Annotated in this window: 28 protein-coding genes, 1 other RNA gene and 2 pseudogenes; 12 read left to right on the forward strand and 19 right to left on the reverse strand. The window is 57.2% G+C overall.

The window, feature by feature from the left end; translation table 11 throughout:
* Position 1 precedes the first annotated feature (1 nt).
* The 6 genes from mdcA to MKS11_RS00625 all read right to left on the reverse strand — a co-directional run bounded on the left by mdcA (position 2) and on the right by MKS11_RS00625 (position 7,170).
* A complete protein-coding gene (gene mdcA / locus MKS11_RS00600; RefSeq protein ID WP_064187867.1) occupies positions 2 to 1,669 on the reverse strand; it encodes a malonate decarboxylase subunit alpha in 1,668 nt (555 codons plus the stop codon).
* A gap of 12 nt (positions 1,670 to 1,681) precedes the next feature.
* The gene (gene madB / locus MKS11_RS00605; protein WP_284109345.1) at positions 1,682 to 2,890 is read right to left on the reverse strand and encodes a Na+-transporting malonate decarboxylase, carboxybiotin decarboxylase subunit; all 1,209 of its coding nucleotides are present in this window, start codon (positions 2,888 to 2,890) and stop codon (positions 1,682 to 1,684) included.
* Between the two features lie 167 nt (positions 2,891 to 3,057).
* Positions 3,058 to 3,936, reverse strand: coding sequence for a triphosphoribosyl-dephospho-CoA synthase CitG (gene citG / locus MKS11_RS00610; protein WP_043520976.1), 879 nt, complete (start codon positions 3,934 to 3,936; stop codon positions 3,058 to 3,060).
* A 203-nt stretch (positions 3,937 to 4,139) separates the two neighbouring features.
* Positions 4,140 to 5,147, reverse strand: coding sequence for a luciferase-like monooxygenase (locus MKS11_RS00615; RefSeq protein WP_284109346.1), 1,008 nt, complete (start codon positions 5,145 to 5,147; stop codon positions 4,140 to 4,142).
* 143 nt (positions 5,148 to 5,290) lie between these two features.
* Positions 5,291 to 6,169 (reverse strand): U32 family peptidase, encoded by an 879-nt coding sequence (locus MKS11_RS00620; RefSeq protein WP_284109347.1) that lies wholly within the window; start codon positions 6,167 to 6,169, stop codon positions 5,291 to 5,293.
* Between the two features lie 5 nt (positions 6,170 to 6,174).
* Positions 6,175 to 7,170, reverse strand: coding sequence for a peptidase U32 family protein (locus MKS11_RS00625; protein WP_004206164.1), 996 nt, complete (start codon positions 7,168 to 7,170; stop codon positions 6,175 to 6,177).
* A 221-nt stretch (positions 7,171 to 7,391) separates the two neighbouring features.
* Between MKS11_RS00625 and MKS11_RS00630 the strand changes: the two genes are divergently transcribed.
* Positions 7,392 to 7,916: an SCP2 domain-containing protein gene (locus MKS11_RS00630; RefSeq protein ID WP_002918231.1), complete on the forward strand. Its 525-nt coding sequence runs from the start codon at positions 7,392 to 7,394 to the stop codon at positions 7,914 to 7,916.
* Entirely contained in the window at positions 7,910 to 8,413 is a 504-nt protein-coding gene (locus MKS11_RS00635) for a GNAT family N-acetyltransferase (RefSeq protein WP_004206163.1), read from the forward strand. Before MKS11_RS00630 ends, MKS11_RS00635 begins: the two co-directional genes overlap by 7 nt.
* Here MKS11_RS00635 and MKS11_RS00640 read toward each other — a convergent pair.
* Complete coding sequence (locus MKS11_RS00640; protein WP_025999208.1) at positions 8,400 to 8,690, reverse strand: GIY-YIG nuclease family protein; 291 nt, start codon at positions 8,688 to 8,690, stop codon at positions 8,400 to 8,402. The genes MKS11_RS00635 and MKS11_RS00640 overlap by 14 nt on opposite strands.
* Before the next feature lie 49 nt (positions 8,691 to 8,739).
* Here MKS11_RS00640 and MKS11_RS00645 point away from each other — a divergent pair, with 49 nt between their 5' ends.
* Positions 8,740 to 9,183, forward strand: coding sequence for a YhbP family protein (locus MKS11_RS00645; protein WP_065903871.1), 444 nt, complete (start codon positions 8,740 to 8,742; stop codon positions 9,181 to 9,183).
* Here the strand turns inward: MKS11_RS00645 and MKS11_RS00650 are convergent.
* Positions 9,145 to 9,681: a type 1 glutamine amidotransferase domain-containing protein gene (locus MKS11_RS00650; protein ID WP_004206160.1), complete on the reverse strand. Its 537-nt coding sequence runs from the start codon at positions 9,679 to 9,681 to the stop codon at positions 9,145 to 9,147. The two genes, MKS11_RS00645 and MKS11_RS00650, sit on opposite strands and share 39 nt — an antisense overlap.
* Before the next feature lie 128 nt (positions 9,682 to 9,809).
* On the opposite strand from MKS11_RS00650, the gene MKS11_RS00655 reads away from it, so the two are divergent.
* Entirely contained in the window at positions 9,810 to 10,457 is a 648-nt protein-coding gene (locus tag MKS11_RS00655; RefSeq protein WP_048325826.1) for an NAD(P)H-binding protein, read from the forward strand.
* A gap of 75 nt (positions 10,458 to 10,532) precedes the next feature.
* The gene (locus MKS11_RS00660) at positions 10,533 to 11,573 is read left to right on the forward strand and encodes a permease (protein ID WP_284109348.1); all 1,041 of its coding nucleotides are present in this window, start codon (positions 10,533 to 10,535) and stop codon (positions 11,571 to 11,573) included.
* A 121-nt stretch (positions 11,574 to 11,694) separates the two neighbouring features.
* Here the strand turns inward: MKS11_RS00660 and dolP are convergent, their stop codons facing one another.
* The 4 genes from dolP to MKS11_RS00680 are packed head-to-tail and all read right to left on the reverse strand — an operon-like array spanning position 11,695 to position 15,348.
* On the reverse strand, positions 11,695 to 12,270 hold the full coding sequence (gene dolP, locus MKS11_RS00665; RefSeq protein WP_002918214.1) for a division/outer membrane stress-associated lipid-binding lipoprotein: 576 nt from the start codon (positions 12,268 to 12,270) through the stop codon (positions 11,695 to 11,697).
* Positions 12,271 to 12,279: 9 nt separating this feature from the next.
* Positions 12,280 to 12,870, reverse strand: a complete 591-nt coding sequence (gene diaA, locus MKS11_RS00670; RefSeq protein ID WP_002918211.1) for a DnaA initiator-associating protein DiaA — start codon at positions 12,868 to 12,870, stop codon at positions 12,280 to 12,282.
* 25 nt (positions 12,871 to 12,895) lie between these two features.
* Positions 12,896 to 13,282 (reverse strand): YraN family protein, encoded by a 387-nt coding sequence (locus tag MKS11_RS00675; RefSeq protein WP_087770958.1) that lies wholly within the window; start codon positions 13,280 to 13,282, stop codon positions 12,896 to 12,898.
* Entirely contained in the window at positions 13,240 to 15,348 is a 2,109-nt protein-coding gene (locus MKS11_RS00680) for a penicillin-binding protein activator (protein WP_064187864.1), read from the reverse strand. The genes MKS11_RS00675 and MKS11_RS00680 overlap by 43 nt, the downstream gene beginning before the upstream one ends.
* A 63-nt stretch (positions 15,349 to 15,411) precedes the next feature.
* On the opposite strand from MKS11_RS00680, the gene rsmI reads away from it, so the two are divergent.
* A complete protein-coding gene (rsmI, locus tag MKS11_RS00685; protein ID WP_004144878.1) occupies positions 15,412 to 16,275 on the forward strand; it encodes a 16S rRNA (cytidine(1402)-2'-O)-methyltransferase in 864 nt (287 codons plus the stop codon).
* 200 nt (positions 16,276 to 16,475) lie between these two features.
* On the opposite strand, the gene garD is transcribed toward rsmI, so the two are convergent.
* Positions 16,476 to 18,047 carry a galactarate dehydratase gene (garD, locus tag MKS11_RS00690; RefSeq protein ID WP_057212880.1) on the reverse strand — a complete coding sequence of 524 codons (1,572 nt, stop codon included), beginning with the start codon at positions 18,045 to 18,047 and terminating at the stop codon, positions 16,476 to 16,478.
* 564 nt (positions 18,048 to 18,611) lie between these two features.
* Here garD and garL point away from each other — a divergent pair.
* The 4 genes and pseudogenes from garL to rnpB all read left to right on the forward strand — a co-directional run bounded on the left by garL (position 18,612) and on the right by rnpB (position 20,931).
* On the forward strand, positions 18,612 to 19,382 hold the full coding sequence (gene garL, locus MKS11_RS00695; RefSeq protein WP_048295626.1) for a 2-dehydro-3-deoxyglucarate aldolase: 771 nt from the start codon (positions 18,612 to 18,614) through the stop codon (positions 19,380 to 19,382).
* A 26-nt stretch (positions 19,383 to 19,408) separates the two neighbouring features.
* Positions 19,409 to 20,299: a 2-hydroxy-3-oxopropionate reductase gene (gene garR, locus MKS11_RS00700; RefSeq protein ID WP_004206137.1), complete on the forward strand. Its 891-nt coding sequence runs from the start codon at positions 19,409 to 19,411 to the stop codon at positions 20,297 to 20,299.
* Positions 20,300 to 20,370: 71 nt separating this feature from the next.
* Positions 20,371 to 20,516, forward strand: a pseudogene (locus tag MKS11_RS00705) (glycerate 2-kinase); the annotation flags it as partial.
* 32 nt (positions 20,517 to 20,548) lie between these two features.
* Positions 20,549 to 20,931, forward strand: an RNA gene (rnpB, locus tag MKS11_RS00710) — RNase P RNA component class A.
* A gap of 225 nt (positions 20,932 to 21,156) precedes the next feature.
* Here rnpB and MKS11_RS00715 read toward each other — a convergent pair.
* On the reverse strand, positions 21,157 to 21,621 hold the full coding sequence (locus MKS11_RS00715; RefSeq protein ID WP_080936100.1) for an OB-fold putative lipoprotein: 465 nt from the start codon (positions 21,619 to 21,621) through the stop codon (positions 21,157 to 21,159).
* A 314-nt stretch (positions 21,622 to 21,935) separates the two neighbouring features.
* Here MKS11_RS00715 and MKS11_RS00720 point away from each other — a divergent pair, with 314 nt between their 5' ends.
* Complete coding sequence (locus tag MKS11_RS00720; RefSeq protein ID WP_004206135.1) at positions 21,936 to 22,346, forward strand: Spy/CpxP family protein refolding chaperone; 411 nt, start codon at positions 21,936 to 21,938, stop codon at positions 22,344 to 22,346.
* A 73-nt stretch (positions 22,347 to 22,419) separates the two neighbouring features.
* On the opposite strand, the gene MKS11_RS00725 is transcribed toward MKS11_RS00720, so the two are convergent.
* Positions 22,420 to 22,587 (reverse strand): hypothetical protein, encoded by a 168-nt coding sequence (locus MKS11_RS00725; protein ID WP_004206134.1) that lies wholly within the window; start codon positions 22,585 to 22,587, stop codon positions 22,420 to 22,422.
* Positions 22,588 to 22,611: 24 nt separating this feature from the next.
* Complete coding sequence (locus MKS11_RS00730; protein WP_017900661.1) at positions 22,612 to 23,313, reverse strand: pirin family protein; 702 nt, start codon at positions 23,311 to 23,313, stop codon at positions 22,612 to 22,614.
* 104 nt (positions 23,314 to 23,417) lie between these two features.
* Between MKS11_RS00730 and MKS11_RS00735 the strand changes: the two genes are divergently transcribed.
* A complete protein-coding gene (locus MKS11_RS00735; protein ID WP_004144865.1) occupies positions 23,418 to 24,314 on the forward strand; it encodes a LysR family transcriptional regulator in 897 nt (298 codons plus the stop codon).
* Positions 24,315 to 24,354: 40 nt separating this feature from the next.
* Here the strand turns inward: MKS11_RS00735 and MKS11_RS00740 are convergent.
* The 3 genes and pseudogenes from MKS11_RS00740 to MKS11_RS00750 all read right to left on the reverse strand — a co-directional run bounded on the left by MKS11_RS00740 (position 24,355) and on the right by MKS11_RS00750 (position 26,305).
* A pseudogene (locus MKS11_RS00740) lies at positions 24,355 to 24,723 on the reverse strand (DUF805 domain-containing protein).
* Between the two features lie 126 nt (positions 24,724 to 24,849).
* A complete protein-coding gene (locus MKS11_RS00745) occupies positions 24,850 to 25,836 on the reverse strand; it encodes a glutathione S-transferase family protein (protein ID WP_064178183.1) in 987 nt (328 codons plus the stop codon).
* Between the two features lie 76 nt (positions 25,837 to 25,912).
* Complete coding sequence (locus MKS11_RS00750) at positions 25,913 to 26,305, reverse strand: DoxX family protein (RefSeq protein WP_002917920.1); 393 nt, start codon at positions 26,303 to 26,305, stop codon at positions 25,913 to 25,915.
* Positions 26,306 to 26,362 lie beyond the last annotated feature (57 nt).

The raw sequence follows: 26,362 nt of genomic DNA on the forward strand, positions 1-26,362 counted from the left end.
CCTACCAGTTACGGAATCGAGCGGGCGGGTTATAGAGTCCGCCAGACCAGTCAACCAGATCGCGAATGCTTTTCGCCGCCAGCATCTGACGGTTGGCGCGGCGGCGATCAATGCCTAAATCTTCCGGCGTTTTGACAATGCCAGCCTCTCGCAGCTGTGCGGTCTGTGCCGGATCGGCGGCAAGGCCAATGCCGGTGTAGCCCGCCACGGCGCGAATGGCCGCCATGCGCTGTTCCAGCCCTTCGCAGCGGTGCAGATAGGCGATGCCCTCTTCGGTCAGTACGTGGGTGACGTCATCGGCGTACACCATGACCGGCGGCAGGGCGAGGTTGGCTTTTTCCGCCAGTTCCCAGGCGTCCAGCTTGTCGACGAAAGCGGGCTGGCGCTTCTCGCGGAAGGTTTCCTGCATCTGCACCACCAGACGTTTGCCGCGCGGCATATCGCCAATCAGCTGCTGTTGGGTGGCCTTGAACTCTTCGCCGCATTTCAGCCAGGATTGCGTTGCATGACGGCGGCCTTTGGCGTCGCAGCCCATATTCGGCGCGCCGCCAAAGCCTGAAACGCGGCTGGCGGTGGCGGTGCTGCTGTTTCCGTACTTATCGATCTGCAGCGTGCCGCCGATAAACATATCGAGCGCGTAGTGACCCGCAGCCTGGGCGAAGGCGCGATTGGAGCGAAGCGTGCCGTCCTGGCCGATATAAAAGACGTCCGGGCGTTCGGCGACATATTTCTCCATGCCCAGTTCACCGCCGAAGCAGTGCACCGACTGGATCCAGCCGCTTTCGATCGCCGGGATCAGCGTCGGATGCGGGTTGAGTACCATATGGGTACAGACCTTGCCTTTCAGCCCCAGCTCCTCGCCGTAGGTGGGCAGCAGCAGCTCAATGGCAGCGGTGAAGAAGCCAATGCCGTGGTTAATGCGCTCAACGCCGTATTCGGCATAGATACCTTTCAGCGCCATCATTGCCATCAGCACATGGGTGTCGGTAATAAGCCCTGGATCGCGGGTAAAAAGCGGCTCGACGTAGAACGGGCGCGGCGCTTCAATCACCGCATTTACCCAGTCGCCGGGGATATCAACGCGCGGCACTTTATCGACAATCTTGTTGACCTGCGCGATCACAATCCCCTGGCGGAAATGGGTGGCTTCGGCAATAACAGGCGTATCTTCGGTGTTAAAGCCGGTGTAGAGATTGCCGTCTTTATCCGCTTCAAAGGCGGTGATTAGCGACACGCGCGGCGTGAGGTCGACAAAGTAGCGGCTGAACAGCTCCAGATAGGTGTGGATGGCCCCGAGCTTAATCTTACCGTCCTGGATCAGCTTCGCCAGACGGCCATCCTGCGGTCCGGCATAGGCGAAATCGAGCTTTTCAGCGATGCCCTTTTCAAACAAATCCAGATGGCTGGACAACGGTACGGATGACTGCACCATATGCAGGCCGGAGATCTTTTGCGGATCAAGCTGGCACAGGCATTCGGAGAGAAAATCCGCCTGTTTCTGGTTATTGCCCTCAATATTGACGCGATCGAAGCTTCGAATAACGGCTTCCAGCGCGGCGACAGTATCTTTGGCGTCGATAATTTTGCCGTCACGGAAATACGGGGCCAGCTGATTCAGGCGCTGTACCGTATCGTCCTTGAGTTGATGCCAGTTGTGCTCTTTTAGCATGGGTTGACTCCATTAATTCAGCAGGAATAGCGTGGAGATAAAGATCCCGGTGGCGATAGCCGAGACGATCAGACCGCTCACGCCCGCACCCATTGCCAGCGGCAGAATGATGGCGTAGGGGTTCTCATGGTTAACCTCTTTCTGCGCGATTTTTGCCGTCGTCGGCAGGCAGGAGACGCCCGCGATACCGATAGCCGGGTTATAACGCCCCTTCGAGATAAACCAGATAAACCAGCCGCCCAGCAGAGCGCCGACGGCGGAAATGGCCAGCGCGCCGATACCAAGGATCAGGATGATGGCCACTTTCGGGTCGAGAATCGTTTGCGCTTCGCACAGTGTGCCCAGCAGCAGGCCGAGAAACAGCGTTACGGTATAGGTCAGCGTGGATTCCAGTAATTTCTGGAACGGTTCGATCTCCGCTTCTTTAATCGCGATTCCGAGGAAGAACGAGAGGATCAGCGGCGCGGCGACCGGCAGCAGCAGGCACAACAGCAGGCAGGCGCAGACGGTAAAGATGAATTTCGCTTTCTTCGATACGGTGGGGTATTCAATTTCAACTTCCATGCCACGGTATTTTTTCGGTACCAGCAGGCGCACCAGGTACGGATAACCGGCATAGGTCAGGCTCAGGTAGAGATAAGCGATAATGGCGATGGGGACGAACAGATTCGGTGCGAGGATAAGGGAGGCAAAGAGCACCATCGGCCCATCTGCGCCGCCGATAGTGGCAATCGACGCGGCTTCGTTGGCAGGCAGGCCGAATACTTCAATACCCAGCAGCAGCGCGGCGAAGGTTCCCGCCTCGGCGAACAGGGCGACAACAATGCTGGCCCAGGGACGGAGCAGAATAAAGCTGATGTCGCTCATTGCGCCAATGCCGAAGAAAACGATACAGGCGATGAGGCCATTGCTAAAGGTGAAGTTATAGACCGGCTGCAGAAAGTTTACCTGCATCAGGTTTACCAGCTCGTTAGGCTCGCTGACCATCGGGTCGAGAATTAAGGTCCCGGTTTGTCCCCCCGCCAGAAACAGTACCCCGGCGTTAACCGCGATCATACCGAGGCCCATCGGCACCATAATTAACGGTTCAAGCTTACGGCGGAATCCCATCCAGGCCAATATAAAGCCGAGAACAATGAGCAGAAAACGTGCAATGGCTATTTTCGGATCTTCTATAAAAAAAGTGCCAATGCCCGAAAAGAGCTTAACAAAGATATCCATAACTATATTCCTGATGGCAAAGGTAAAGTTCGTAAATTAATCGTCGGTGATATTTAATTTATTCATCATCTTGTTGACGCCAACAATGATGCCGACAACCGCAAATGAAATTACAATCGTTAAGCCATACGTTAATAAAGTATAAAAATAGATGTTCATATTCTTCCTTATGTCATATCTCCTTGCGGCTGGCGGCAAAGAAAATACATCGCCAGACACAGCGCTAATAAATCGGCCGAACCGCCAGGGCTGACCCACCTATCCAGGCACCATGAATTAAAATCAGCCAGTTCCTGCTCGATCGCAGGGTTAAACATTCCGCCCTGCGTCATCAGACGCCGGGCATATTGCTTCATTTCCGCCAGCGCCTGCTGGCCGCCGCGAAACAGCACGGTTGTGTCATCGCAATGGGCCATTAGGGTGAGCAGCGTATGAATTAGCGCTTCCCGCCAGGCCAGCCCGTTGTCCAGCGCCTGATGCAGCGCGGGTAAGCCAATCTGGCAAACCAGTGGGAAGCCTTGCTCTGCCTCGCCGCGCACGCCGGTAATGCCGAATCCGACATACAATTTCTCACCGTGGGTTTGCGCCGGGCGTTCGGTCAGGACGGAGAAATCCCGACGGCAGAGATCGCGGCAGAGTTCAGCGACGCACTGGCTTAAGGCGTGATAAGAGAGGGTTTTCCCGCGCCCGGAAAGCCATCCTGCCGCTGTCGCCAGAACCGCGCCGGAAAAAAGAATGCCGCGCTGAGTATTAACCTGCTGTGTTGCCCGCAACAGCGTATTTTCATATTGAATGCCAATGGCACGTATTGTTGTAAAGAGTTCCCCTGGTGAGCCCTGATGATTTTCCCCGGCATGGGCGCAGGCGCTAAAACAGGGGGCAATAGCCGATGTGCTGGTAATAAATAACCAGATATCCATATCTTTATGCGCCCCTTGTGAATGGGGTGTAACAAGGCCGGGTTTAGGCCAGGCGGAGACCTCCATTAACAGCGCTTTTAATAAGCACTCGCCGATCCACATAGCACGGGCAGTTGGTTGGCTCATGGGTATTCTCTTTTACCAGATTCAGGGTTGAAAAATAAAACAGAGGAAAATTAACACCGTTGAATGAGGGGGACAATTACGCCAGAGGTAATGTAATTACGCTCAACGTAATAAGACGGGGGTTATGCGAAAATATGAATGAAGACGATCACAAAATGGTTTAGCGGGCGAAAAGAAATGCGGCAAAAATGCCGCATAGCTCACTATCCCAACAATTCCTCTTTCACCTGCATCGCTAAATCGAAAGAATGCAGCCGCGCCTGGTGGTCGAAGATCTGGCCATTGACCATGATTTCGTCCGCCTCGGTTTCCCGCATAATCGACTCTAAGCCGTGGCGGACTTTAGTTTTATCACCCACCAGCGACATGCGCAGCGCCTGCTGCACGCCATACTGCTCGGACGCTGACCATAGCTGATGCATATTTTCCACCGGCGGCGGCAGCTGTCCGGTTTCGCCGCGACGCAGCTTCACAAACGCCTGCTGCATGGAAGTGAAGAGAAACTCCGCATCGCGGTTGCTGTCGGCGGCGATGATATTGATGCACACCATGGCATACGGTTTTTCCAGCCGCGCGGAGGGCGTAAAGTTGCTGCGATACAGGTGCAGGGCCTGGAACAGCATATCCGGCGCGAAGTGCGAGGCGAACGCGAACGGCAAACCGAGCTGCGCCGCCAGCTGGGCGCTGTAGAGGCTTGAACCCAGCAGCCACACCGGAATGCGCTCCCCGTAGCCGGGAACCGGGCGCACGTGCGGGTTCGGATCGCGGGCGTCAAACCAGTCCACCAGTTCCGCCACGTCGCGCGGGAAGTTATCGACATCGCCGCTCATATGGCGACGCAGGGCGCGCATGGTGGGCTGATCGCTGCCCGGCGCGCGGCCAAGGCCGAGGTCGATACGCCCGGGATAGAGGGTGTTCAGGGTGCCGAACTGCTCGGCGATCACCAGCGGCGAATGGTTGGGCAACATCACGCCACCGGAACCCAGATGCAGGGTAGTGGTATTGGCGGCGAGATAGCCAATCAGCACCGAGGTCGCTGCGCTGGCAATGCCGACCATATTGTGGTGCTCCGCCAGCCAGTAGCGGTGATAACCGCGCGATTCGGCCAGCCGGGCGAGATCCAGAGAGTGGGTAAAGGCTTCTTTGGCAGAAGATCCTTGCGGGATCGGCGCCAGATCGAGCACCGAGGACGGAACAGATTTGTCAGTCATAAAGGCTCACTTTGCTACAGCATCGTCATCAGATTGAAGGTCTTCTTCCAGCCTGGCGCATCCAGGACGCGCCAGCCAGAAAAGCTGCATCTTTAATAATGCATTAAAATCTGAGCACTGCTGTTAACAAAGTGAGCGGTTTATCAGGCCTGCAGCGCCAGCCCGGGCAGCCGTTTCCAGTAGCCGTTGCAATCGCTGTTGCCGGTGAGCGCCAACGGCGCAGCGCCGTTTTCATTGGCGCGGAAGGCGTCGAGCATGGCGAAGGTCTCGTTGCCCATCGGCGACAGGCGTACCATATCCACCAGTCCGTGCATGGACGTCAGCTCATTGCCCAGGTTGTAGACACAGCCGCTCATGGTCTGGATACCGTTGAGCACGAACACCTGCTGGTTCTCCTGGGACAGCATGCTGCGTCCGGTTGGGTATTTGATGCAGCAGGTCTCGCACTCATCCTTTGGCCTATCTTCCGAGCGGGCGGTAAAGCAGCGGGCGGAATAAGCCAGCGGCAGATGGCCGTAGCTCAGCACTTCGACTTCAAACTGATTGCGAATGCCCAGCTCTTCGCACTGGGTCAGTAAATTAGCCAGCCAGTCGCGGGAAAGCTCCACCGGCATGCACCAGCGCACCATGCCCTGTTTTAACAGCAGGCGCAGGGTAACGGCGTTGTAGCAGTTCAGCGCATGCCCGGCGACGAACGGCAGCTTGCGTTCGGCGCAGAGGTTAACCACGCCCAAATCGCTGGCCTCAATCAGGAACTCCCCGTTATCGACATAGCGCTTCAGCTCGCCCAGTTCGGAGGAGGCCTGCACCAGCGCGAGGGTAGACAGCACCACCTGTTTGCCGTTGCTCGCCAGCGCTTTCGCCATCTCAATCCAGTCGCCGACTTTGGTGGCACGGCGTTTGCTGCACACCGCTTCGCCGAGATAAATGGTGTCGGCGCTGCAGTTGGCTGCCTGCTGGTAAAAATCTTCCAGCGTCTCTTTTGGCCAGTAGTAAAGCACTGGCCCTAATGAATATTTCATGTTTCTCACTGCCATTTACGGTGGTAGGCGCCAAGGGTGGTTTGTGTCCCTTCGGACATGGAGCCAAGGGTTTCCATCCATGCGGATTGCGGCACGAAATTCTGTGGATCGGCTTTGCAGCGATCGATCGCCTGGCGCCAGACTTTCGCTACCTGGGTGACGTAGGCCGGGCTGCGCTGACGGCCTTCGATTTTCACTGAGGCGATATTGGCGGCCATCAACTCCGGCAACAGTTCCAGGGTATTGAGGCTGGTGGGCTCCTCCAGCGCGTGATAGCGCTCGCCATCGACCAGGTAGCGGCCTTTACACAAGGTCGGATAACCGGCGTTTTCCCCATCCTGATAGCGGTCAATCAGCACTTCATTGAGGCGCGATTCCAGCCCCTGTGGGGTTTGCTGCCAGCGCACGAAGCGGGCAGGCGAGCAGGCGCCGACGGTGTTGGGCGATTCGCCGGTCAGGTAGGAAGAGAGATAGCAGCGGCCTTCCGCCATGATGCACAGGCTGCCGAAGGCAAAGACTTCCAGCGGCACCGGCGTGGCGCGAGCCAACTGTTTCACCTGGTGAATAGATAACACCCGCGGCAGTACGACGCGCGCCACGTCGAAGTTGCGATGATAGAAGCGAATGGCCTCTTCATTGGTGGCGGAAGCCTGTACCGACACATGGCGTTCTATATGCGGATAGCGCTCCGCGGCGTACTCCAGCATGGCGATATCGGCCAGAATGAGCGCATCGGCGCCCAGCTGAGCTGCCATATCCACCGCGCGCTGCCAGCGGGCGTAGCCGTCGGGGTGGGCGAAGGTGTTGATGGCGATATGCAGCTTACGACGGTGCTGATGCACAAAGCTGACGGCTTCCTGCAGTTTCTTTTCGGTGAAATTAAGGCCGGCAAAGTGGCGGGCGTTGGTGTCATCTTTCAGCCCGATATAGACGGCATCGGCGCCGTTTTCGATGGCCGCCTTAAGCGCCGGAAGGTTACCGGCTGGGCAGAGCAGCTCCATAATTTTTCCTGAAAAATGCGGCCCGTCAGGGACGCTGAATGGTTAACGAGCAGGGATTTTAGTTAACCTTCTGGTGACAATTTTTGATTTGAGGCAGTTAAAAGTGTATTGGCGGCGCCAATAACGGGCTGCCGTCATCGCGTTTTTGTTGATTTACGCCGCTATGTTGTTTATGTGATATGGCACAATAGCGGCACAATTGCATTCATGGAGTAAAGCTTGTGTTGGATAAACTGCGTTCCCGGCTGGTCCACTTTGGCCCGTCTTTAATGAGCGTGCCGGTTAAGCTGGCGCCTTTTGCCCTCAAGCGCCAGGTGCTGGAGCAGGTGCTTAGTTGGCAGTTTCGCCAGGCGCTGGCGGAGGGAGAGCTGGAGTTTCTCGAGGGGCGCTGGTTAAGTATTCATGTGCGTGACATCGGTCTGCTGTGGTATACCTCGGTAGTCGATGGTCGCCTGGTGGTCAGCCAGCAGGCGGACGCCGACGTCAGCTTCAGCGCCGACGCCAGCGATCTGTTAATGATCGCCGCGCGCAAGCAGGATCCGGATACGCTATTCTTCCAGCGTCGTCTGGTTATTGAAGGCGATACGGAGCTGGGGCTGTATGTAAAAAATTTGATGGACGCCATTGAGCTCGAGCAGATGCCCAAAGCGCTGCGCGTGATGTTGCTGCAACTGGCGGATTTTGTCGAAGCTGGACTGAAGAGCCCGCAGAAACCTGAACAGACATCGGTAGGTGAGGCATGCTGATTCGAGTGGAAATTGGGATTGATGCACCGGGAATCGACGCGCTGCTGCGTCGTACCTTCGGCCGCGATGCCGAAGCGCAGCTGGTGCACGATCTGCGTGAAGATGGACTGATCACGCTGGGGGTAGTGGCGACGGATGATGAAGGCCAGGTGATCGGCTACGTTGCCTTCAGCCCGGTTGCGGTGGAAGGTGAAGAGCTACAGTGGGTCGGCCTGGCGCCGCTGGCGGTGGATGAACGCTACCGTGGACAGGGCATTGGCCGGCAGCTGGTCTATGAAGGGCTGGATTCGCTGAATGAGTTTGGCTATGCCGCGGTGGTGACGCTGGGCGACCCGGAGTTATACCGTCGCTTTGGTTTTGAACCGGCCGCGCGCTTCGATCTCCGCTGCCGCTGGCCGGACAGCGCGGAGGCGTTCCAGGTGCACCGCCTGGCGGATGACGCCCTCGAAGGTGTCCACGGCCAGGTCGAATACAGCGACCACTTTAATCGTTTTTGAGCCTTGCCAGCAGGGTTTCGACGGTATCTTCTCCGGCAACGAGGCGCTCTTTTTCGCGCTTCGTTAGCTGCTTAATGCGGTATTCCAGCCGCAAAGCAAGTGAGTGTTCACCAACTTCATGGCTAAAGGCCAGCTGCAGGTCGCCTTTGCCGCGCAACGCCTTCGCGCCTTTCCCTGCCTGATGCTGGCGAAAGCGGCGCGGCACATCGGTGGTGATGCCGGTATAGAGGCGATTATCCGCGGTTCGAATGAGATACAGAAACCAGCACACGGTTATAAAGTCACTATGGTAAGGTGTAGGCACCATAGCATAATGGAGAAGAAAGATGGATACGCTTGCCGCCATTGGCCGCTGGCTGAGTAAACAGCACGTCGTCACCTGGTGCGTCTCCCACGACGACGAGCTGTGGTGTGCGAACGCCTTTTACGTCTATGACCCGGATAGCGTGGCCTTTTACGTGCTCAGCGATGAGCACACCCGCCACGGCCAGATGACCGGCGAGCGGGCAAAGGTGGCCGGCACGGTCAACGGCCAGCCAAAAACCGTGGCCCTGATCCGCGGCGTGCAGTTCCAGGGCGAGATCCGCCGACTGCGCGGCGACGAAGAGGCGCGTATGCGTCAGCGCTACGTCAAGCGCTTCCCGGTGGCCCGCATGTTGTCGGCGCCGGTTTGGGAGATTCGTCCGGACGAAATCAAGTTTACCGACAACACGCTGGGGTTCGGGAAAAAGCTACACTGGCGGCGCGATGCCGGCGCCGAGCAGGCGTAGCGCTTCGCGATTGAAGGCCGGCAGATCGTCCGGCGTTCTGCTGGTGACCAGCTGTTCGTTATCGACCACCACCTCCTGGTCGTAAAACTCGCCCCCGGCGTTTTTCACATCCACCACGATAGGCTTCACCGCCGTGAGCTTACGCCCGCGGATCACATCGGCGCTGATCAGCAGCTGCGGGCCGTGGCAGATGGCGAAGACCGGCTTCCCGCCGTTGACAAAATCGCGGGTAAAGGTGACAAAGCGTTCATCCCCGCGCAGCTGGTCAGGGGAATAGCCCCCGGGCAGCAACAAGGCATCAAATTCACCCGGTGTGACGTCATCAATGGCCCGATCGATGGCGACCTCTGCTTCTCCCTGTTTACCCTTCACCGTCTTGCCAGCCTGCTTTTCGATGGTCACGACCTGATGCCCGGCGAGCTTAAACGCCTCGGCGGGAGAGGTAAATTCAGAATCTTCAAAGTCGTCGGTAATGAGCACGGCTATCTTTTTACTCATGTTTCCTCCGCTATCTGGATGGTCAATGAGGTAATTCCATGATGATGGTGGATACTTACCTTGTAAGGTATTAAGCCTGGAACATGAGCCCGAAAGTGCAAGGCGGAGAATTCTGTAAAGGAGAATCAATGAGTCAGGTATTATTGACCGGCGCGACCGGGTTAGTTGGCGGTCACTTACTTCGGCTGCTGCAGAATGAGCCGAGCATCAGCGCCATCGCCGCCCCGACGCGTCGCCCACTGGCGCCGGCGGAAGGGGTTTTTAATCCGCACGATCCCCAGTTGACCGATGCCCTGGCGCAGGTGGTTGACCCGGTGGATATCGTTTTCTGCTGTCTGGGAACGACGCGCCGGGAGGCCGGGAGCAAAGAGGCCTTTGTCCATGCTGACTACACGCTGGTGGTTGATACCGCGCTGACCGGCAAACGGCTGGGTGCGCAACATATGCTGGTGGTCAGCGCGATGGGCGCCAACGCCCACTCGCCGTTTTTCTACAATCGGGTGAAGGGGGAAATGGAGGCGGCGCTGATCGAGCAGGGTTGGCCGCGGCTGACCATTGCCCGGCCGTCGATGCTCTCAGGCGAGCGGGAAAAAAAGCGGGCCAATGAGACTTTCCTCGAACCGCTGTTCCGACTCTTACCGGGGAACTGGAAATCCATTGCGGCCCGCGACGTGGCGATTGCCCTGCTGGCGGAGGCGCTGTCGTCTACTCACGAAGGGGTGCAAATTCTCTCATCGTCCGAGCTACGGGAGCGTGCCGCGCGGCAGGCGGAATAGCGGTTTGCAAACGCAGGCTTCCGGCGTAGTATTCACGGCTTCAATTCATATCCACATTTCTTGCTGGGGAATGCTATGGCTGGTCAGTCTTCATCTCAGGCGGCGTCACCATTTCAATGGTGGAAGCCCGCGCTTTTCTTTCTCGTCGTGATTGTCGGCCTGTGGTTCGTCAAATGGCAGCCATACTACGGGAAAGCCTTCACCGCTGCGGAAACCCACAGTATCGGTAAATCCATTCTCGCCCAGGCCGACGCTAACCCGCTGAAGGCGGCGTGGGACTACGCGGTGGTTTACTTCCTTGCCGTCTGGAAAGCGGCGGTGCTCGGCGTGCTGCTCGGGTCGCTGATCCAGGTGCTGATCCCGCGCGACTGGCTGCTGCGCACCCTGGGACAATCGCGTTTTCAGGGGACGCTGCTGGGGACGATTTTCTCGCTGCCAGGCATGATGTGCACCTGCTGCGCCGCGCCGGTCGCGGCCGGGATGCGCAAACAGCAGGTGTCGATGGGCGGGGCGCTGGCGTTCTGGATGGGCAACCCGCTGCTCAACCCGGCGACGTTGGTGTTTATGGGCTTCGTGCTGGGCTGGCAGTTTGCGTTGGTTCGCCTGGTGGCGGGCCTGGCGACGGTGTTGATTGTCGCGACGCTGGTGCAGAAATGGGTAAAAGAGGCGGCGACGCAGCCTGCCGTGGTGCCTGAAGCGCAAGCGAAAGCGGCCCAGGGCGGCTTCTTTAGCCGCTGGCTGCGGGCGCTGTGGACGTTGTTCTGGAACACCATCCCGGTTTATATCCTCGCGGTACTGGTGCTGGGGGCGGCGCGCGTCTGGCTGTTCCCGCACGCCGATGGCGTGGTGGATAATACCTTGTTCTGGGTCATCGCGATGGCGATTGCCGGCTGTCTGTTTGTGATCCCTACCGCGGCGGAAATTCCGATTGTCCAGACGATGATGCTGACGGGGATGGGCGTTGCGCCGGCGCTGGCGCTGCTGATTACGTTGCCGGCAGTGAGCGTGCCATCGTTGATTATGCTGCGCAAAGCCTTTCCGGCTAAAGCGCTGTGGCTGACTGGCGGACTGGTGGCGCTGTGCGGGGCGATTGTCGGTGCGCTGGCGCTGGTGTAGTTTGCCGTAAACGTACGCATAGCCGGATTGGATGCCGGGTGGCGGCTACGCCTTACCCGGCTCACAACGGACAGGGGGCGGTAGCCCGGCTAAGCGCAGCGCCAGCCGGGAAATTGCAGCTTTATTTAATATAGGTAAAGGCGGTGGTCACCCGGGACACGCCGCTCACCCGGCTGGCGATATCCGCCGCCGCGCGGCCTTCACGGTCGGTCACCAGTCCCATCAGGAAGACTTCGCTGTTTTCCGTGGTCACCTTCACGTTCGAGGATTTGACCTGATCGGTGCTCAGCAGCTGCGAACGCACCTTGGTGGTAATCCAGGTATCAGAAGAGGCGGTGCCTAAACCAATCGGCTGGCCCTGGCGCACTTCGTTAAACACTTCCGTGGTTCCTTCCACGCCCATGGCGATTTGCTTGGCGCGGGCAGAGAGATCCGGCGTCGGCGACTGACCGGTCAGCAGGACTTTGCCCTGATAAGCGGTAACGTTGATGCGGGCCTGTTTCTTAATCTGTTCATCTTTCGACAAGGCGCTATTGACGCGCAGTTCCAGGGTGCTGTCATCGACCTGGGTTCCCACCGTACGCGGGTCCGTTGCGGCTTTAGTGCCGACTGCTGCCGTTCCGACAACCGCGGCGGCAACGCAGCCCTGCAGCAGTAGTGCTGAAAGCAGGATGGCGAGGGGCGAGAGAGCCTTCATGTGTTCTCCTTAATCGTCCTGGTGTGGAAAAAGAGTGTTATCTATCAAATCGCACAGACAGTTGACGGTCAGCATATGCATCTCCTGGATACGCGCGCTGCGGTGTGAGGGGATGCGGATTTCGACATCCTGCTGACCTAACAGGCCCGCCAGCTCACCGCCGTCATAGCCGGTTAACGCGACGATGGTCATGTCGCGGGTCACGGCGGCTTCCACCGCCTTGACGATGTCCCGACTGTTACCGCGTGTGGAGATTGCCAGCAGCACATCGCCAGCGTGTCCCAGGGCGCGCACCTGCTTGGCGTAAATCTCGTCATGCAGGCGATCGTTAGCGATGGCAGTTAAGACCACATTATCGGTGTTTAGTGCAATGGCGGGTAAACCAGGGCGTTCCGTTTCAAAACGATTAATCATGCTGGCAGCAAAATGCTGTGCGTTGGCGGCGGAAGTGCCATTACCACAACAGAGGATTTTGTTGCCGTTGAGCAGGGACTGCACGAGCGTCATCGCCGCCCGGGAGATGGCGTCCGGGAGTGCTTCTGCTGCGGCAATTTGGGTTTGAATGCTTTCGGTAAAGCAGGCTTTGATTCTGTCGAGCACGGGATCCCTTACTTCTGGTATTACGCTATTCGCCAAAGGCGTTTTTTAGCCATTGGATGTCGTTTCCGGTGAAGGCTACCACATCGAAACGGCAATCCACAGTCTCAAAGCTCCCATTCTGTCGGCAGAGCCACAAACGGGCGGCTTTAAGCAGGCGTTGCTGTTTTTGCGGGGTGACGCTGGCCGCCGCGTCACCGTACAGAGCGCTGCGGCGGTAGCGCACCTCGACAAAGACGGTGACGGCGCCGTCGCGCATAATGAGGTCAATTTCGCCGCCACGCTCGCGAGCATTGGCTGCAATAAAACGCAGGCCCTGGCTTTCCAGCCAGCGGCGAGCACGGTTTTCCCATGCATGGCCGGTCTGTTTGCTTAGCTGGCCGGGACGATTTGTCCCTGCTGGTATTTGAGCCATGACAGTTTCCTGGTAATCACGCAGTCCTGAGTCGCCGTCAGATCGCCGGTATTCCCGTTCAGCTCGAAGCCCGGCGTCTGGCGCATTTGCGTGAAGTGGTTTGCCAGCGACCAGGCGTCAGCGCCCATCGCATACAGACGCGCCAGCGAGTAGTCATTGCGCACCGCAGACAGCGCCTGCTGCATCAACGCCGGGTTGCTGCCAGCCAGCATCGGGATTTCGCTATACTGCAGGCCTTCCATCTCCAGACGGAAATCCGGACCTGCGGTGCCCTGTGCGCTGCGCGAGCTGGCGTACAGGGTGACATTGCTCTGGCTGCCGTTGCGCATCGCGATCATGGGTTTGATATAGCCAATCTGTTCCGGGGTGGCGAGGATATAGGCCGCGTCGACGCTGCCGCCGCTGCTAACCGGCATTTCATCCGCCGTGCCGAGGACGCTGTTCTGCGCTGATGGCAGGGTGGAGACTGGGGTGCCGCTCAGCGCAATGCCCCCTCCGCCGTTAACGCCGGCGCGCAGCTCCGCCGTGGAGCCAAAACGCTGCTGCAGGACGCTGGCGCCGCCCAGCTTCAGCCACTCGTCGGCAAACGCGTTGACCACACGATCGCCCAGCGCGCCGCGCGGAACCAGCAACAACGGCGTCTGTTTGCCCTGTTGATGGATGTGTCGGGCGGCGTCACGCGCTTCGTCTTCCGGTGACAGCGCGAAATAGCAGATATTAGCGCGGCCTTCGACCTTCTCCGGCTGGTTGAGCGCCAGCACGTTGAGCGGCGTATTGCTCTTGAGAACATCTTCGACATTCTCTTTTAGCAGCGGCCCGACGACGAGGGTGGCGCCGTCCTGCTGAGCCTGGGCAAGGAGCTGGCCGATCGGCTGGCTGGTGGTATCGTAAATTTTCAGTTCCGCAGAGGGATTGGCGGCGGTGGCGACCACTGGCTGCGGCTGTGCGGCCGGGGCGGTGACCGGCTGGGTGACCGGGGACGCGGTGGTCTGCGGCGTGGTGGTCGCTTCCGGCGCCTGAGCCGCCGGCTCCGCCGCTGGCGTTGCCTGAGTTTGCGCCGGGGCCTGCACCGGTTCGGCGCGACTTCCGGCAGCCGTCAGATCGCTAATTTCCGCCTGCGACGGGCTTACCACGTCATCGTTACCGGACGTGTTCGCCGCCTGAGCGACCTGAGCGGGAACCGCGCTGCCCGTCACCGACGGCGCGCCGTTTTTGGCGGCTTCGAAGCCCTGCTGGATGGTGCGGCCGAAGATCGAGGCCTGGCCGTTCAGCGGCAGGAAAAGCGCAATCTTGTTGATGGAGGCGGGCTTATAGTTTTGCATGTTCACCAGCGCCGTTGGCAGCATTTTGGCGCCAGGGTTTTGCGGGTAGCGCGTCTGCCAGTCTTTGACGCCGGCTTTCAGCAGCGTGGGATCGTTGCGGTTGTCAAACCACATCCGCTGCAGATCCAGCCAGCCCTGGAGGGTGTTTTCATCGGCATTGATCACCAGCGCATTGGCCTGATCCTGGGTCATCGCAGTCAGCGCTTGCCAGGTCGCGTCAATATTTTGCTGGCGCTGTTTGGCATCGCTCAGCAGCGGCTGCTGGGCGATTAAGGCGCGCAGCAGAGTCACCGAGGGTTTGCCCTGGCTGGCATCGATTTGCGCCTGCCAGTAGCGCGCCTGCTGAGGCTGCTCCAGGCTTGCCGGGTCAAGCTTAGCCAGCAGAGTACGGGCCCCCTGATAGTCGTTCTGCGCCAGCTTTACTTCTATTGCCAGCAGTGACTGTTCACGGGCCTGGGTGCTGTCCAGGTTTGACGGCAGCTGGTTAAACAGGTCGATGGCCTGCTGCTGCTTTCCTTCCTGCAGCAGTGCACGAATGGCGAGTAATTGCCAGTTGGTCTTGCTATCATTCGTGCTTTGCTGCATCTGCTGCAAGTAGAAACTGGAGTTTGCCTGCGACGTACCCTGCATAAACGCCGTGCTTTGATCCTGCGTGTGGGTGCCGCAGCCAGCAAAAAGAAGAGTCGCCAGCAATACGGGCAGACAGCGCGCGGGCTTAGAACGAAGAAATGTTGACGGTACCATAAGTGTCCAGTGATATTTTTTTGGCTCAATGCTCAATATTAAATCGGCAATACGGACGAGACAATGAAACAACACGAATCAGCGGATAATTCTCAGGGGCAGCTCTATATTGTGCCCACTCCGATAGGAAATCTGTCTGATATCACGCAGCGCGCACTGGAAGTGTTGCAAGCCGTTGATTTAATTGCTGCGGAGGATACCCGCCACACCGGTTTGCTGCTGCAACATTTTGCGATTAACGCCCGTTTATTTGCGCTTCACGACCATAACGAGCAGCAAAAGGCGGAAACACTTCTCGCTAAACTGAAAGAAGGGCAAAACATCGCGCTGGTCTCCGATGCGGGCACGCCGCTGATTAACGACCCAGGCTATCATCTGGTGCGTACCTGCCGCGAAGCCAATATCCGCGTCGTGCCGCTGCCGGGTCCTTGTGCGGCTATCGCCGCCCTGAGCGCCGCTGGCCTGCCTTCCGACCGTTTCTGTTATGAAGGCTTCCTGCCGGCGAAATCGAAAGGCCGTCGCGATACCCTTAAAGCGCTGGAAGAAGAGCCGCGCACCCTTATCTTCTATGAGTCGACCCACCGGCTGGTGGAGAGTCTGGAAGATATCTGCGCGGTACTGGGAGAATCTCGCTATGTGGTGCTGGCCCGCGAGCTGACCAAAACCTGGGAATCGATCCACGGCGCGCCGATTGGCGAGCTGGTGGCGTGGGTCAAGGAAGACGAAAACCGTCGCAAAGGCGAGATGGTGCTGATCGTCGAAGGTTTTAAGGCGCAGGAAGAGGCGCTGCCGGCAGCCGCGCTGCGGACTCTGGCGCTGCTGCAGGCGGAACTGCCGCTGAAGAAAGCCGCCGCGCTGGCCGCGGAAATCCACGGCGTGAAGAAAAATGCGTTGTATAAGTATGCCCTGGAGCAGCAGGGGGAGTGATCCTGTAGACCCAATTGAAGTCTGGCAAGCAGCCCTTCAGATAGTGAAGAGCTGCTTGAGCGTCATCCGACATGTCGGAAGAAATGTCGGAAGAAATGTTGGATGAAAAGTGCAGCCCCGCCTTCCTTGCCGCACAGCATTCCTAGCCAACAAGCCCGGATAAATCCGGGCTAAAAATGGTTAAAGCCTTACGCTCTCGATCAGGTCACCGGCGCCGGGTTGAATACCGCCAGTTGGTTATGCAAGCCCCACTGATCGGAGAAGGTTTTCTTGCGTCCGCTGGCGACGTCGAGAATAAATTCGAACAGCTTCAGCCCCACCTCCTCAATCGTCTCTTCGCCGGTGGCGATGGTGCCGGCGTTAATGTCCATTAAGTCATACCAGCGGTTAGCCAGCTCGGTGCGAGTCGCCATTTTTATCACCGGTACCGCCATCAGTCCGTAAGGCGTGCCGCGGCCGGTGGTGAACACCTGCACCGTGATGCCAGAGGCCACCTGCTGGGTGCCGCAGACAAAATCGCTGGCGGGGGTGGCGGCGTAAATCAGGCCACGTTTGGTCGGGCGCTGCCCGGGGGAAAGCACCTCAACGATGGCGCTTTTTCCTGATTTGGCAATCGACCCCAGCGCTTTTTCCACCACGTTGGCCAGGCCGCCTTTCTTGTTACCGGGTGAAGGGTTGGCGCTGCGGTCGGTTTTGCCCATATCGAGATAGTTATCGTACCAGGCCATCTCTTCCAGCAGGCGTTTACCCACCTCTTCGTTGATCGCCCGCGGCGTCAGCAGATGGATAGCGTCGCGGACTTCGGTCACCTCTGAGAACATCACCGTCGCGCCGCAGCGCACCAGCAGATCGGAAGCGTAACCCACCGCCGGGTTGGCGGTCACGCCGGAGAAAGCGTCGCTGCCGCCGCACTGCATACCCACCACCAGTTCAGAAGCCGGGCAGGTTTCCCGCTGACGCTGGTTGAGTTTCGCCAGATGGCGCTCGGCGACCTGCAGAATGTCATCGACCATCGATTTAAAGCCCACGTGCTTTTCATCCTGCAGGCTGACGATACTGGCGCTGTCCACCGGGATGCTTTTGACATCTTCCGTCCCCTGCAGCAGCCGCTCGGGCTGCAGCTTTTCACAGCCAAGGCCAATGACCATCACTTCGCCGCCGAAGTTCGGGTTAAGGGCGATATTGTGGATGGTGCGTATCGGCACCACCGCCGCTGGCGCATTAATCGCAACGCCGCAGCCATAGAGGTGATTCAGACCCACCACGCCGTCGACGTTGGGATATTTCGGCAGCAGGTCGCGTTCAATGAGTTTCACCACGTAATCGACCACGCCCGCAACGCAGTGCACGCTGGTGGTGATACCCAGCAGATTTTTGGTGCCCACGCTGCCGTCGGCATTGCGGTAGCCTTCGAAGGTGTAGCCTTCCAGCGGCGGCAGCGGGGCGGGCACTTTGGTGGCCAGCGGCAGGGTGTTCAACGGCGGGGCGGTGGGCAGCTCCACTAACGACTCGTCAATCCAGCTTCCCTGGGGGATGTCGCGCACCGCGAAGCCAATGACTTCTCCGTAACGGATAATTTCACCGTGGGCTGGGATATCCACCAGGGCGACTTTATGACCCTGTGGAATGTGCTCGATGAGCGTCAGGCCGTCCGGGAAACGCGTTCCGGCGGTTAATCCCCGATCGTTGACAATAATCGCCACATTATCTGTCGGGTCAACTTTTATATAAAACGCGGTAGGCGATTGTTGTCGAATTGAAATATCAGCCATTGTCCAGTTATCTCCAAACAGGTGCTAAAAATATCATTAAATGGTAATTCTGGCGCTGTTAAGCGGAATAATGAAATAAAGCATGTCAGGTGTGTCGGCGTGAAGATGTGATCTGAATCACTCCTTGTCGCCATGGACGCGCGCGGAGGGTGGGGAATCGTAAGAAGTGTGGATTAGCGCCCATAGCTTAAGGCGATTGCCCAACTAAGGCTTTAAAAAATGTGTTTATATTGTGTTTATGCATAGTGTCTGGCGAGTGGGAGCTGACTATACTGAGTCGTGTTTTTGTGACGTCCGATATGCGCATGGTTTGCCTTTTAATCGCGGGTTAATAATTTAGCAGTCACCTAACGAATATTAAAAGATGGTTAATTTGCGATGGGCTTACATTTTCCGGACTCAAGGGCAGGAAATAAAAAAGGACACCCATTCGCTGGTTTATTCTGCGGATAATATTTGGGGTCAGGCGATACGCTTTTCCAGCCTAATGGGGCTCTCTCGCCGGGCTGGTGATATAACGAATGAATTGCAGAAGTTAGCAACGATTAACGCAAGGTAAAAATCATGGATAACGCAATTTTCCCGAACAAATTTAAGGCCGCGCTGGCGGCTCATCAGGTGCAGATTGGCTGCTGGTGCGCGCTGGCCAATCCGATCAGCACCGAGGTGTTGGGTCTGGCGGGTTTCGACTGGCTGGTACTGGACGCGGAACACGCGCCGAACGACGTCACCACGCTTATCCCACAGCTTATGGCGCTGAAAGGCAGCTCCAGCGCTCAGGTGGTGCGCGTGCCGACCAACGAGCCCATCATCATTAAACGCATGCTGGATATCGGCTTCTATAACTTCCTGGTGCCATTTGTCGAGACAGCGGAACAGGCGGCGCAGGCGGTGGCTTCTACTCGCTACCCGCCGGAAGGGATCCGCGGAGTCTCCGTTTCCCATCGCGGCAATATGTTCGGCACCGTGCCGGACTACTTCGCCCAGTCCAATAAAAACATTTCCATTCTGGTACAGATTGAGAGCCAGACTGGGGTGGACAACGTCGAGGCGATTGCCGCGACCGAAGGTGTCGACGGCCTGTTCGTCGGCCCGAGCGACCTGGCCGCCGCGTTAGGTCATCTGGGCAATGCCGCCCATCCTGAGGTGCAGCGCGCCATCCAGCATATCTTCGCCAGCGCGAAGAAGCACGGTAAGCCAAGCGGCATTCTGGCGCCGGTAGAGGCCGATGCGCGGCGCTACCTGGAGTGGGGCGCCACTTTTGTCGCCGTCGGCAGCGATCTGGGGGTCTTCCGTTCCGCAACCCAGAAACTTGCTGATGCCTTTAGAAAATAATCACCAGGATGAAGAGAGAGAACAATATGACAATCAAAGTGGGTTTTATCGGTCTTGGCATTATGGGCAAGCCGATGAGCAAAAATTTGCTGAAGGCGGGTTACTCGCTGGTGGTGTCTGACCGTAATCCGGAAGCGATTGCCGACGTGATTGCCGCGGGCGCAGAGACCGCGGCCACGCCGAAGGCGATTGCCGAGCAGTGCGATGTGATCATCACCATGCTGCCGAACTCGCCGCATGTCAAAGAGGTGGCGCTGGGGGAAAACGGCATTATTGAAGGCGCGAAACCGGGCACCGTGGTGATCGACATGAGCTCTATTGCGCCGCTGGCCAGCCGGGAAATTAGCGAAGCGCTGAAGGCCAAAGGTATTGATATGCTGGACGCGCCGGTAAGCGGCGGCGAACCAAAAGCGATCGACGGCACCCTGTCGGTGATGGTCGGCGGCGACAAGGCGATCTTCGACAAATATTACGATCTGATGAAAGCGATGGCCGGCTCCGTGGTGCATACCGGCGACATTGGCGCGGGCAATGTGACCAAACTGGCCAATCAGGTGATCGTCGCCCTGAACATCGCTGCCATGTCCGAAGCGCTGACCCTGGCCACCAAAGCCGGCGTCAATCCGGATCTGGTTTATCAGGCGATCCGCGGCGGTCTGGCGGGGAGTACCGTGCTGGATGCCAAAGCGCCGATGGTGATGGATCGTAACTTCAAGCCGGGCTTCCGGATCGATCTGCATATTAAAGATCTGGCCAATGCGCTGGATACCTCCCATGGCGTGGGCGCTCAACTGCCGCTGACAGCGGCGGTAATGGAGATGATGCAGGCGCTGCGTGCGGACGGTCTGGGCACCGCTGACCATAGCGCGCTGGCATGCTACTACGAAAAGCTGGCGAAAGTGGAAGTGACTCGCTAACAAGAAGAGCCCCTGCGCGGCCTGGTGGTTATGCCTGGTGCAACAGTGCCAGACTGCCACGGCGGGGCTAGCATGGACGCGGTATTGATGCCGTTTCCGCGTGTTAACCTCAGTTGTGACGCAGGAAGCGGCGTTTCGCGGCGCGTTTGATAATATTTATCATGCATCGCGCAATATCGCCGCCACCCTGCTGGTCGGGATGACGACAGAGGGATGACAACGGGCGGTAAACCCACTATACTGCGCGCCGAAGCTGACCAGACAGTCGCCGCTTCGTCGTCGTCCTCCTTCGGGGGGAGACGGGCGGAGGGGAGGAAAGTCCGGGCTCCATAGGGCAAGGTGCCAGGTAACGCCTGGGGGGTGTCACAGCCCACGACCAGTGCAACAGAGAGCAAACCGCCGATGGCCCGCGCAAGCGGGATCAGGTAAGGGTGAAAGGGTGCGGTAAGAGCGCACCGCGCGGCTGGTAACAGTCCGTGGCACGGTAAACTCCACCCGGAGCAAGGCCAAATAGGGGTTCATAAGGTACGGCCCGTACTGAACCCGGGTAGGCTGCTTGAGCCAGTGAGCGATTGCTGGCCTAGATGAATGACTGTCCACGACAGAACCCGGCTTATCGGTCAGTTTCACTCCTTAGAAAACCCCGCTTCGGCGGGGTTTTTGCTATCTGAATACCGGACGCAGGATGAATGACTGTCCACGACGCTATACCAAAAGCACGCGGCTTACCGGTCAGTTTCACCTCTTTATGTCAAAACCCCGCTCCGGCGGGGTTTTTGCTATCTGAATCCGTGACGCGAATGAATGACTGTCCACGACGCTATACCAAAAACGCGCGGCGTAGCGGTCAGCTAGCGTTATTTAACCACCTTAGGATTCTGCAGCGTCGGTACCGTAGAATCTTGCACCTGATGAACCTGGCCGATAATCGTGGCGATGCTGCCGTTGCTTAAAGACTCGACGTCTGCGCTGTTATGCGATCCAAAATTAAAGGTCAGACGTTTATCCGTTTTATTCTGCTCATCGCGCATGGTCACGGTAAAATAGTAGCTGCCGGCGATGCCGCTCATTCTGCGAATGTCGACAATCACGCCGCGCACCTTAACCCATTTACCCAGATAATCGCTGCTGGCCTTCGCCGGATTGAGAGTAAACGGCTGCAGAAACTGCGCGACGGAATACGTTTGCATCGAAGCGACGGCGTCATCTCCCGGCTGAAATAATTTATCGCCTGCGGAATAAAAGGCTTTAGAGGCCAGGCCGCAGCCGCTTAACAACGATATGAAAAATACCAACGGTAATACACGAAAGCGTAATAACATACCTATCTCCCTATTTATTTTTTTAATGATATCCCTGATTCACTGGATAACGTGATGTGCGCTGATTAAATTAAAGAAAAAGTCACCACTGTCAACTATTTGATCTGCTTCTTTAATTGAAAGTAATGAGTTAATGTTGTTGTATGGAGTGTACGAATTAACATAGTGACCTCATTCATGTAATCAATGTGTTTGGTGTTTTTATTCTTATCACGAATGAAAATAATCTTTAGGTATTATTTTTTACAATTATTCACTCCCGGCTGTAAAATAATAAACCGCTATTTCTGGCAATTTCACATCAGGATAAGACAATGAAATTAATAACCCGTATTGCGTTCGCCACCCTTCTGACCAGCGGTTTCTCTCTGACGGCACAGGCCGCGGACGTGCAGGCGGCGCCAGCGCCAGCGCAGGATCCTATTGTCCAGCACTTAAAACTCACCAGCGATCAGGTGGCGAAAATTAAAAGCCTGCATCAGCAGCTGGAAAATAATGTGCAGCAGATTTCACAGCAAGACATTAAAGATGGCGCGCTGATTAACGTGATTGATTCCGGTAAATGGAATGAGAAAGCGGTGAAGGATCAGCTGGCGGCTTTCAGTAAAATTGATCAACAGGTACGTTATTATCGCGTGAAGTACTATTTTGATGTGAATCAAGTACTAACACCCGAGCAGCGTACCCAGGTGAAAAAAGATCTTGCCGACGCGCTGAGTGAATAATGCCATCGGCCCCTTTCGGGGCCGATATAAGTGGGAAGTCATCAAGGATAGCCGAATAATCCATACTGCAGGTTCAGGCGAGACTTTCTTCATCCCGCAGGCGAATCTCCGCCTCGGCAACAATGGCTTCCAGTTCGCTAAGCATCTCATCATAACCAAAGCTGACGACGCCGACGGTTTCCGGCGGCGTCGGGGCTAGCGGCGTCGGAGACGCCTTTTTTCTGTTTTTCTTCTTACTCACTGACAGACTCCATCACTTCCGTTGTTACACCGGTAAATCTATCAACAAAGCGCGCAGCGGCGTATCGGCGACGAGGGTAATGTTAGCTTCGTCACGAATAAATGCCCCATCACCACAGGTGAGAGCCTGTTTTGGTTGTTCCTGCGCGATGGCATGGACCGTGCCGTGGATCGACTGCAGGTAGGCGCGTGGCCCATGCAATTGCACGTTGATCTGCTCACCTTTTTCCAGCGCGATATGATAGACCCAGGCTTGCTGGCGAAGCTGGAGGCTATTATTCCCCCCATCCGGTGAGGCCAGCAGCTGTAGCGGCGCGTTGGCGACCTCGATTTTCTGCTGCAACGGGTTTTCCCGCTGCGGGCAGGCATCGAGCCACAGCTGCATCCGCGTTAACGACTGCTCTTTGCTCAGATTATGCTCGCTATAGCTCACGCCAGGCTGGGTGGCGATAAGCAGTGCTTCACCGGCTTTTGCCTGCACGTGGTTGCCGTCGCTGTCGCGATACTCCGCTTCGCCTTCCAGAATCAGGTTCAGGATATCGACTTTTGGGTACGTTCTGGCCTGGAAGGAAGCGCCTGGCGCCAGCACTTCCTGATTGAGAACGCGTAAGGACGCGAAGCCCAGTAATTTCGGGTCGAAGTAGTGGCCAAAGGAGAAGGTGTAGCGGGCCTGCAGCCAGCCGAAGTCTGCTTGTCCGCATTGTTTGGCTGTTCGGGTAGTAATCATGTTCTTGACCTCTCTTTACACTAAATCAATGGTAAAGGTATGGACGCTGTATTGTTAGCCAGATATTCTGCCCGGTATGTTCAAATTTCCTGAATGAGAAAGCGATGGCCAAAGAGAGAGCATTAACGCTGGAAGCGTTACGCGTGATGGATGCGATCGACCGTCGCGGGAGCTTCGCTGCCGCGGCTGATGAGCTGGGACGCGTGCCTTCCGCCCTGAGCTACACCATGCAAAAACTGGAGGAGGAGCTGGACGTGGTGCTGTTTGACCGCTCAGGTCATCGCACAAAGTTCACCAATGTCGGACGGATGCTGCTGGAGCGCGGGCGCGTGCTGCTCGAGGCGGCGGACAAGCTCACCACCGACGCCGAAGCCCTGTCACGCGGCTGGGAAACTCACCTGACGATCGTCACTGAAGCGCTGGTGCCCACGCCGGATCTGTTTCCGCTGATTGAGAAACTGGCGACCAAGTCCAACACCCAGCTGTCGATTATCACCGAGGTGCTGGCCGGTGCCTGGGAGCGGCTGGAGCAGGGGCGGGCGGATATCGTTGTCGCGCCGGATATGCATTTTCGTTCCTCCTCGGAGATTAACTCGCGCAAACTCTATTCGGTGCTCAGCGTGTACGTCGCGGCGCCGGACCACCCGATCCACCAGGAGCCTGAACCGCTCTCTGAGGTCACCCGCGTGAAATACCGTGGCGTCGCGGTGGCGGATACCGCGCGCGAGCGGCCCGTTCTCACCGTTCAGCTGCTGGATAAACAGCCGCGCTTAACGGTGAGCACCATTGAAGATAAGCGCCAGGCGCTTCTGGCCGGGTTAGGCGTGGCGACCATGCCCTATCCGCTGGTGGAGAAGGATATTGCCGAAGGACGCTTGCGGGTGGTTAGTCCGGAATATACCAATGAAATTGACATTATCATGGCCTGGCGACGGGACAGCATGGGCGAAGCGAAGTCCTGGTGCCTGCGCGAGATCCCTAAGCTTTTTGCCGGCAGATAGTCGAGAACGCTCCTCCCGCTAGCGGGAGGAGCAGGAAGATTTAGTATGAAAAGGGTTTTGGATCGGGCCCGAATCGGTTGTTGCCTTCCGTTCCGCGCTGGCAGTTAAAGATCAGAATCACCAGCCAGCCGATGACCGGGATCAACAGCAGCAGCAGCCACTATGCCGAGCGGTCGGTGTCGTGCAGACGCCGAAACTGCACCGCCCACCACGGTAAAAAGACCAGTATGCCATAGATGGTCGTCAGAATGCCTTCGCCGCCCGCCCGCTGCCAGCCCAGCATTTTATCGATGATGCTCAATACGCCGGTCAGGATGAGGTTGACCAGAATAAACATCCAGTACTCTTTGCGCCGCGCACGGCCGCCAAATCCTATATAGTTTTTTAATACCTTGAGATACCAGTCCATTTCTACGCCTCAATTAACCGTCAATCACTTGTTTTTTAAGCGATCGCAATAAGAATAGACGTGAATGAATGGTGGGTAAATATCTGTTTTATGAATTATTGGGCGCCATCACTGGCGCCCGACGGATCAACGGAAGCGCTGGTCGCGACCGTGCGGTTCGCTGAGATCCTGCTGCGGCCCAATGGAGATGATGCCGGTAGGGTTAATGGTTTTATGGCTGCGGTAATAGTGGTGACGAATATGCGGAAGACTCACCGTCTCCGCGATACCCGGCATCTGGTAGATGTCGCGCAGGAAACCGTAGAGATTGAGATAATCGCTGATGCGTCGTTTGTCGCATTTAAAATGGGTCACATACACCGGGTCGAAGCGTACCAGCGTCGTCCACAGGCGAATATCCGCTTCCGTCAGCTGATTGCCCGTCAGGTAACGATGCTGACCGAGGATCTGCTCCAGCCGCTCCAGTGAGGTAAACACCGCATCCACCGCTTCGTCGTAAGCCTGCTGACTGGTGGCAAAGCCGGCTTTATACACGCCGTTATTGACGTTGTCGTAGATCCAGCCGTTCAGCTCATCAATTTGTTCCCGCAGCGCCGGCGGGTAGTAATCCCCGGCTCTGGCGCCCAGGCCATCGAAGGCGGTATTAAACATACGGATGATTTCTGCCGACTCATTGCTGACGATGGTCTGCTGTTTTTTATCCCAGAGTACCGGGACGGTGACGCGGCCGGTGTAGTGCGGGTCGGCGTGCAGATACAGCTGATAGAGAAAATCGTGCTGATAAAGGTTGTCACCGGTGGCTTCCGGGAAGCTGTCGTCAAAGGTCCAGCCGTTTTCCAGCATCAGCGGATGTACCACGGAGACAGGAAGAAAGGGCTCCAGTCCTTTCAGCTTACGCATAATTAACGTGCGATGCGCCCACGGGCAGGCGAGAGAGACGTACAGATGATAGCGATCTTTTTCCGCCGCAAATCCCCCTTCGCCACTCGGGCCGGCCGCGCCATCGGCGGTGAGCCAGTTACGGAAGGCGGAAACGGAACGCTTAAAACGCCCACCGGTGGATTTTGTGTCATACCAGGTATCCTGCCAGACGCCGTCGACTAATTGTCCCATCTTTGTTCCTCCTTCAGACTTCAGATAGCAAAAGCGAGGAGTGGTCTCCTCGCTTTTTTCATTCAGTATAGTGCGCTTACCATTTCTTATTCAGTACACGGTCGATGCTGAATGCGCCCGGTCCGGTAATGGCCAGCAGCAGGTAACCGCCAGCGATGGTCAGGTTTTTCATGAACATCAGGGAGTTCACGCCTTCCGCAAAGTTGCTGTGGAACAGGAACGCGGTCAACAGGGTAAAGCCTGCGGTGAACAGCGCGGTGGTCCGGGTCAGGAAACCGAACAGAATCGCCAGTCCGCCGCCGAATTCAAGGAGGATGGTCAGTGGCAGCAGCGCACCCGGTACGCCCATGGCTTCCATATACTGCTGGGTTCCCGCATAACCGGTGATTTTGCCCCATCCTGCAGTGATAAACAGAATCGGCATCAGAATGCGCGCTACCAGTACACCAACATCTTCTAATTTTTTCATTTCTTACTCCAGAAAACCCAAAGGGCGGCGGTTTTGTTTTTTAGCGCAATCCCGCGT

Source organism: Klebsiella sp. K5-45, assembly GCF_030128605.1.
Classification (GTDB): Bacteria; Pseudomonadota; Gammaproteobacteria; order Enterobacterales; family Enterobacteriaceae; genus Klebsiella; species Klebsiella quasipneumoniae.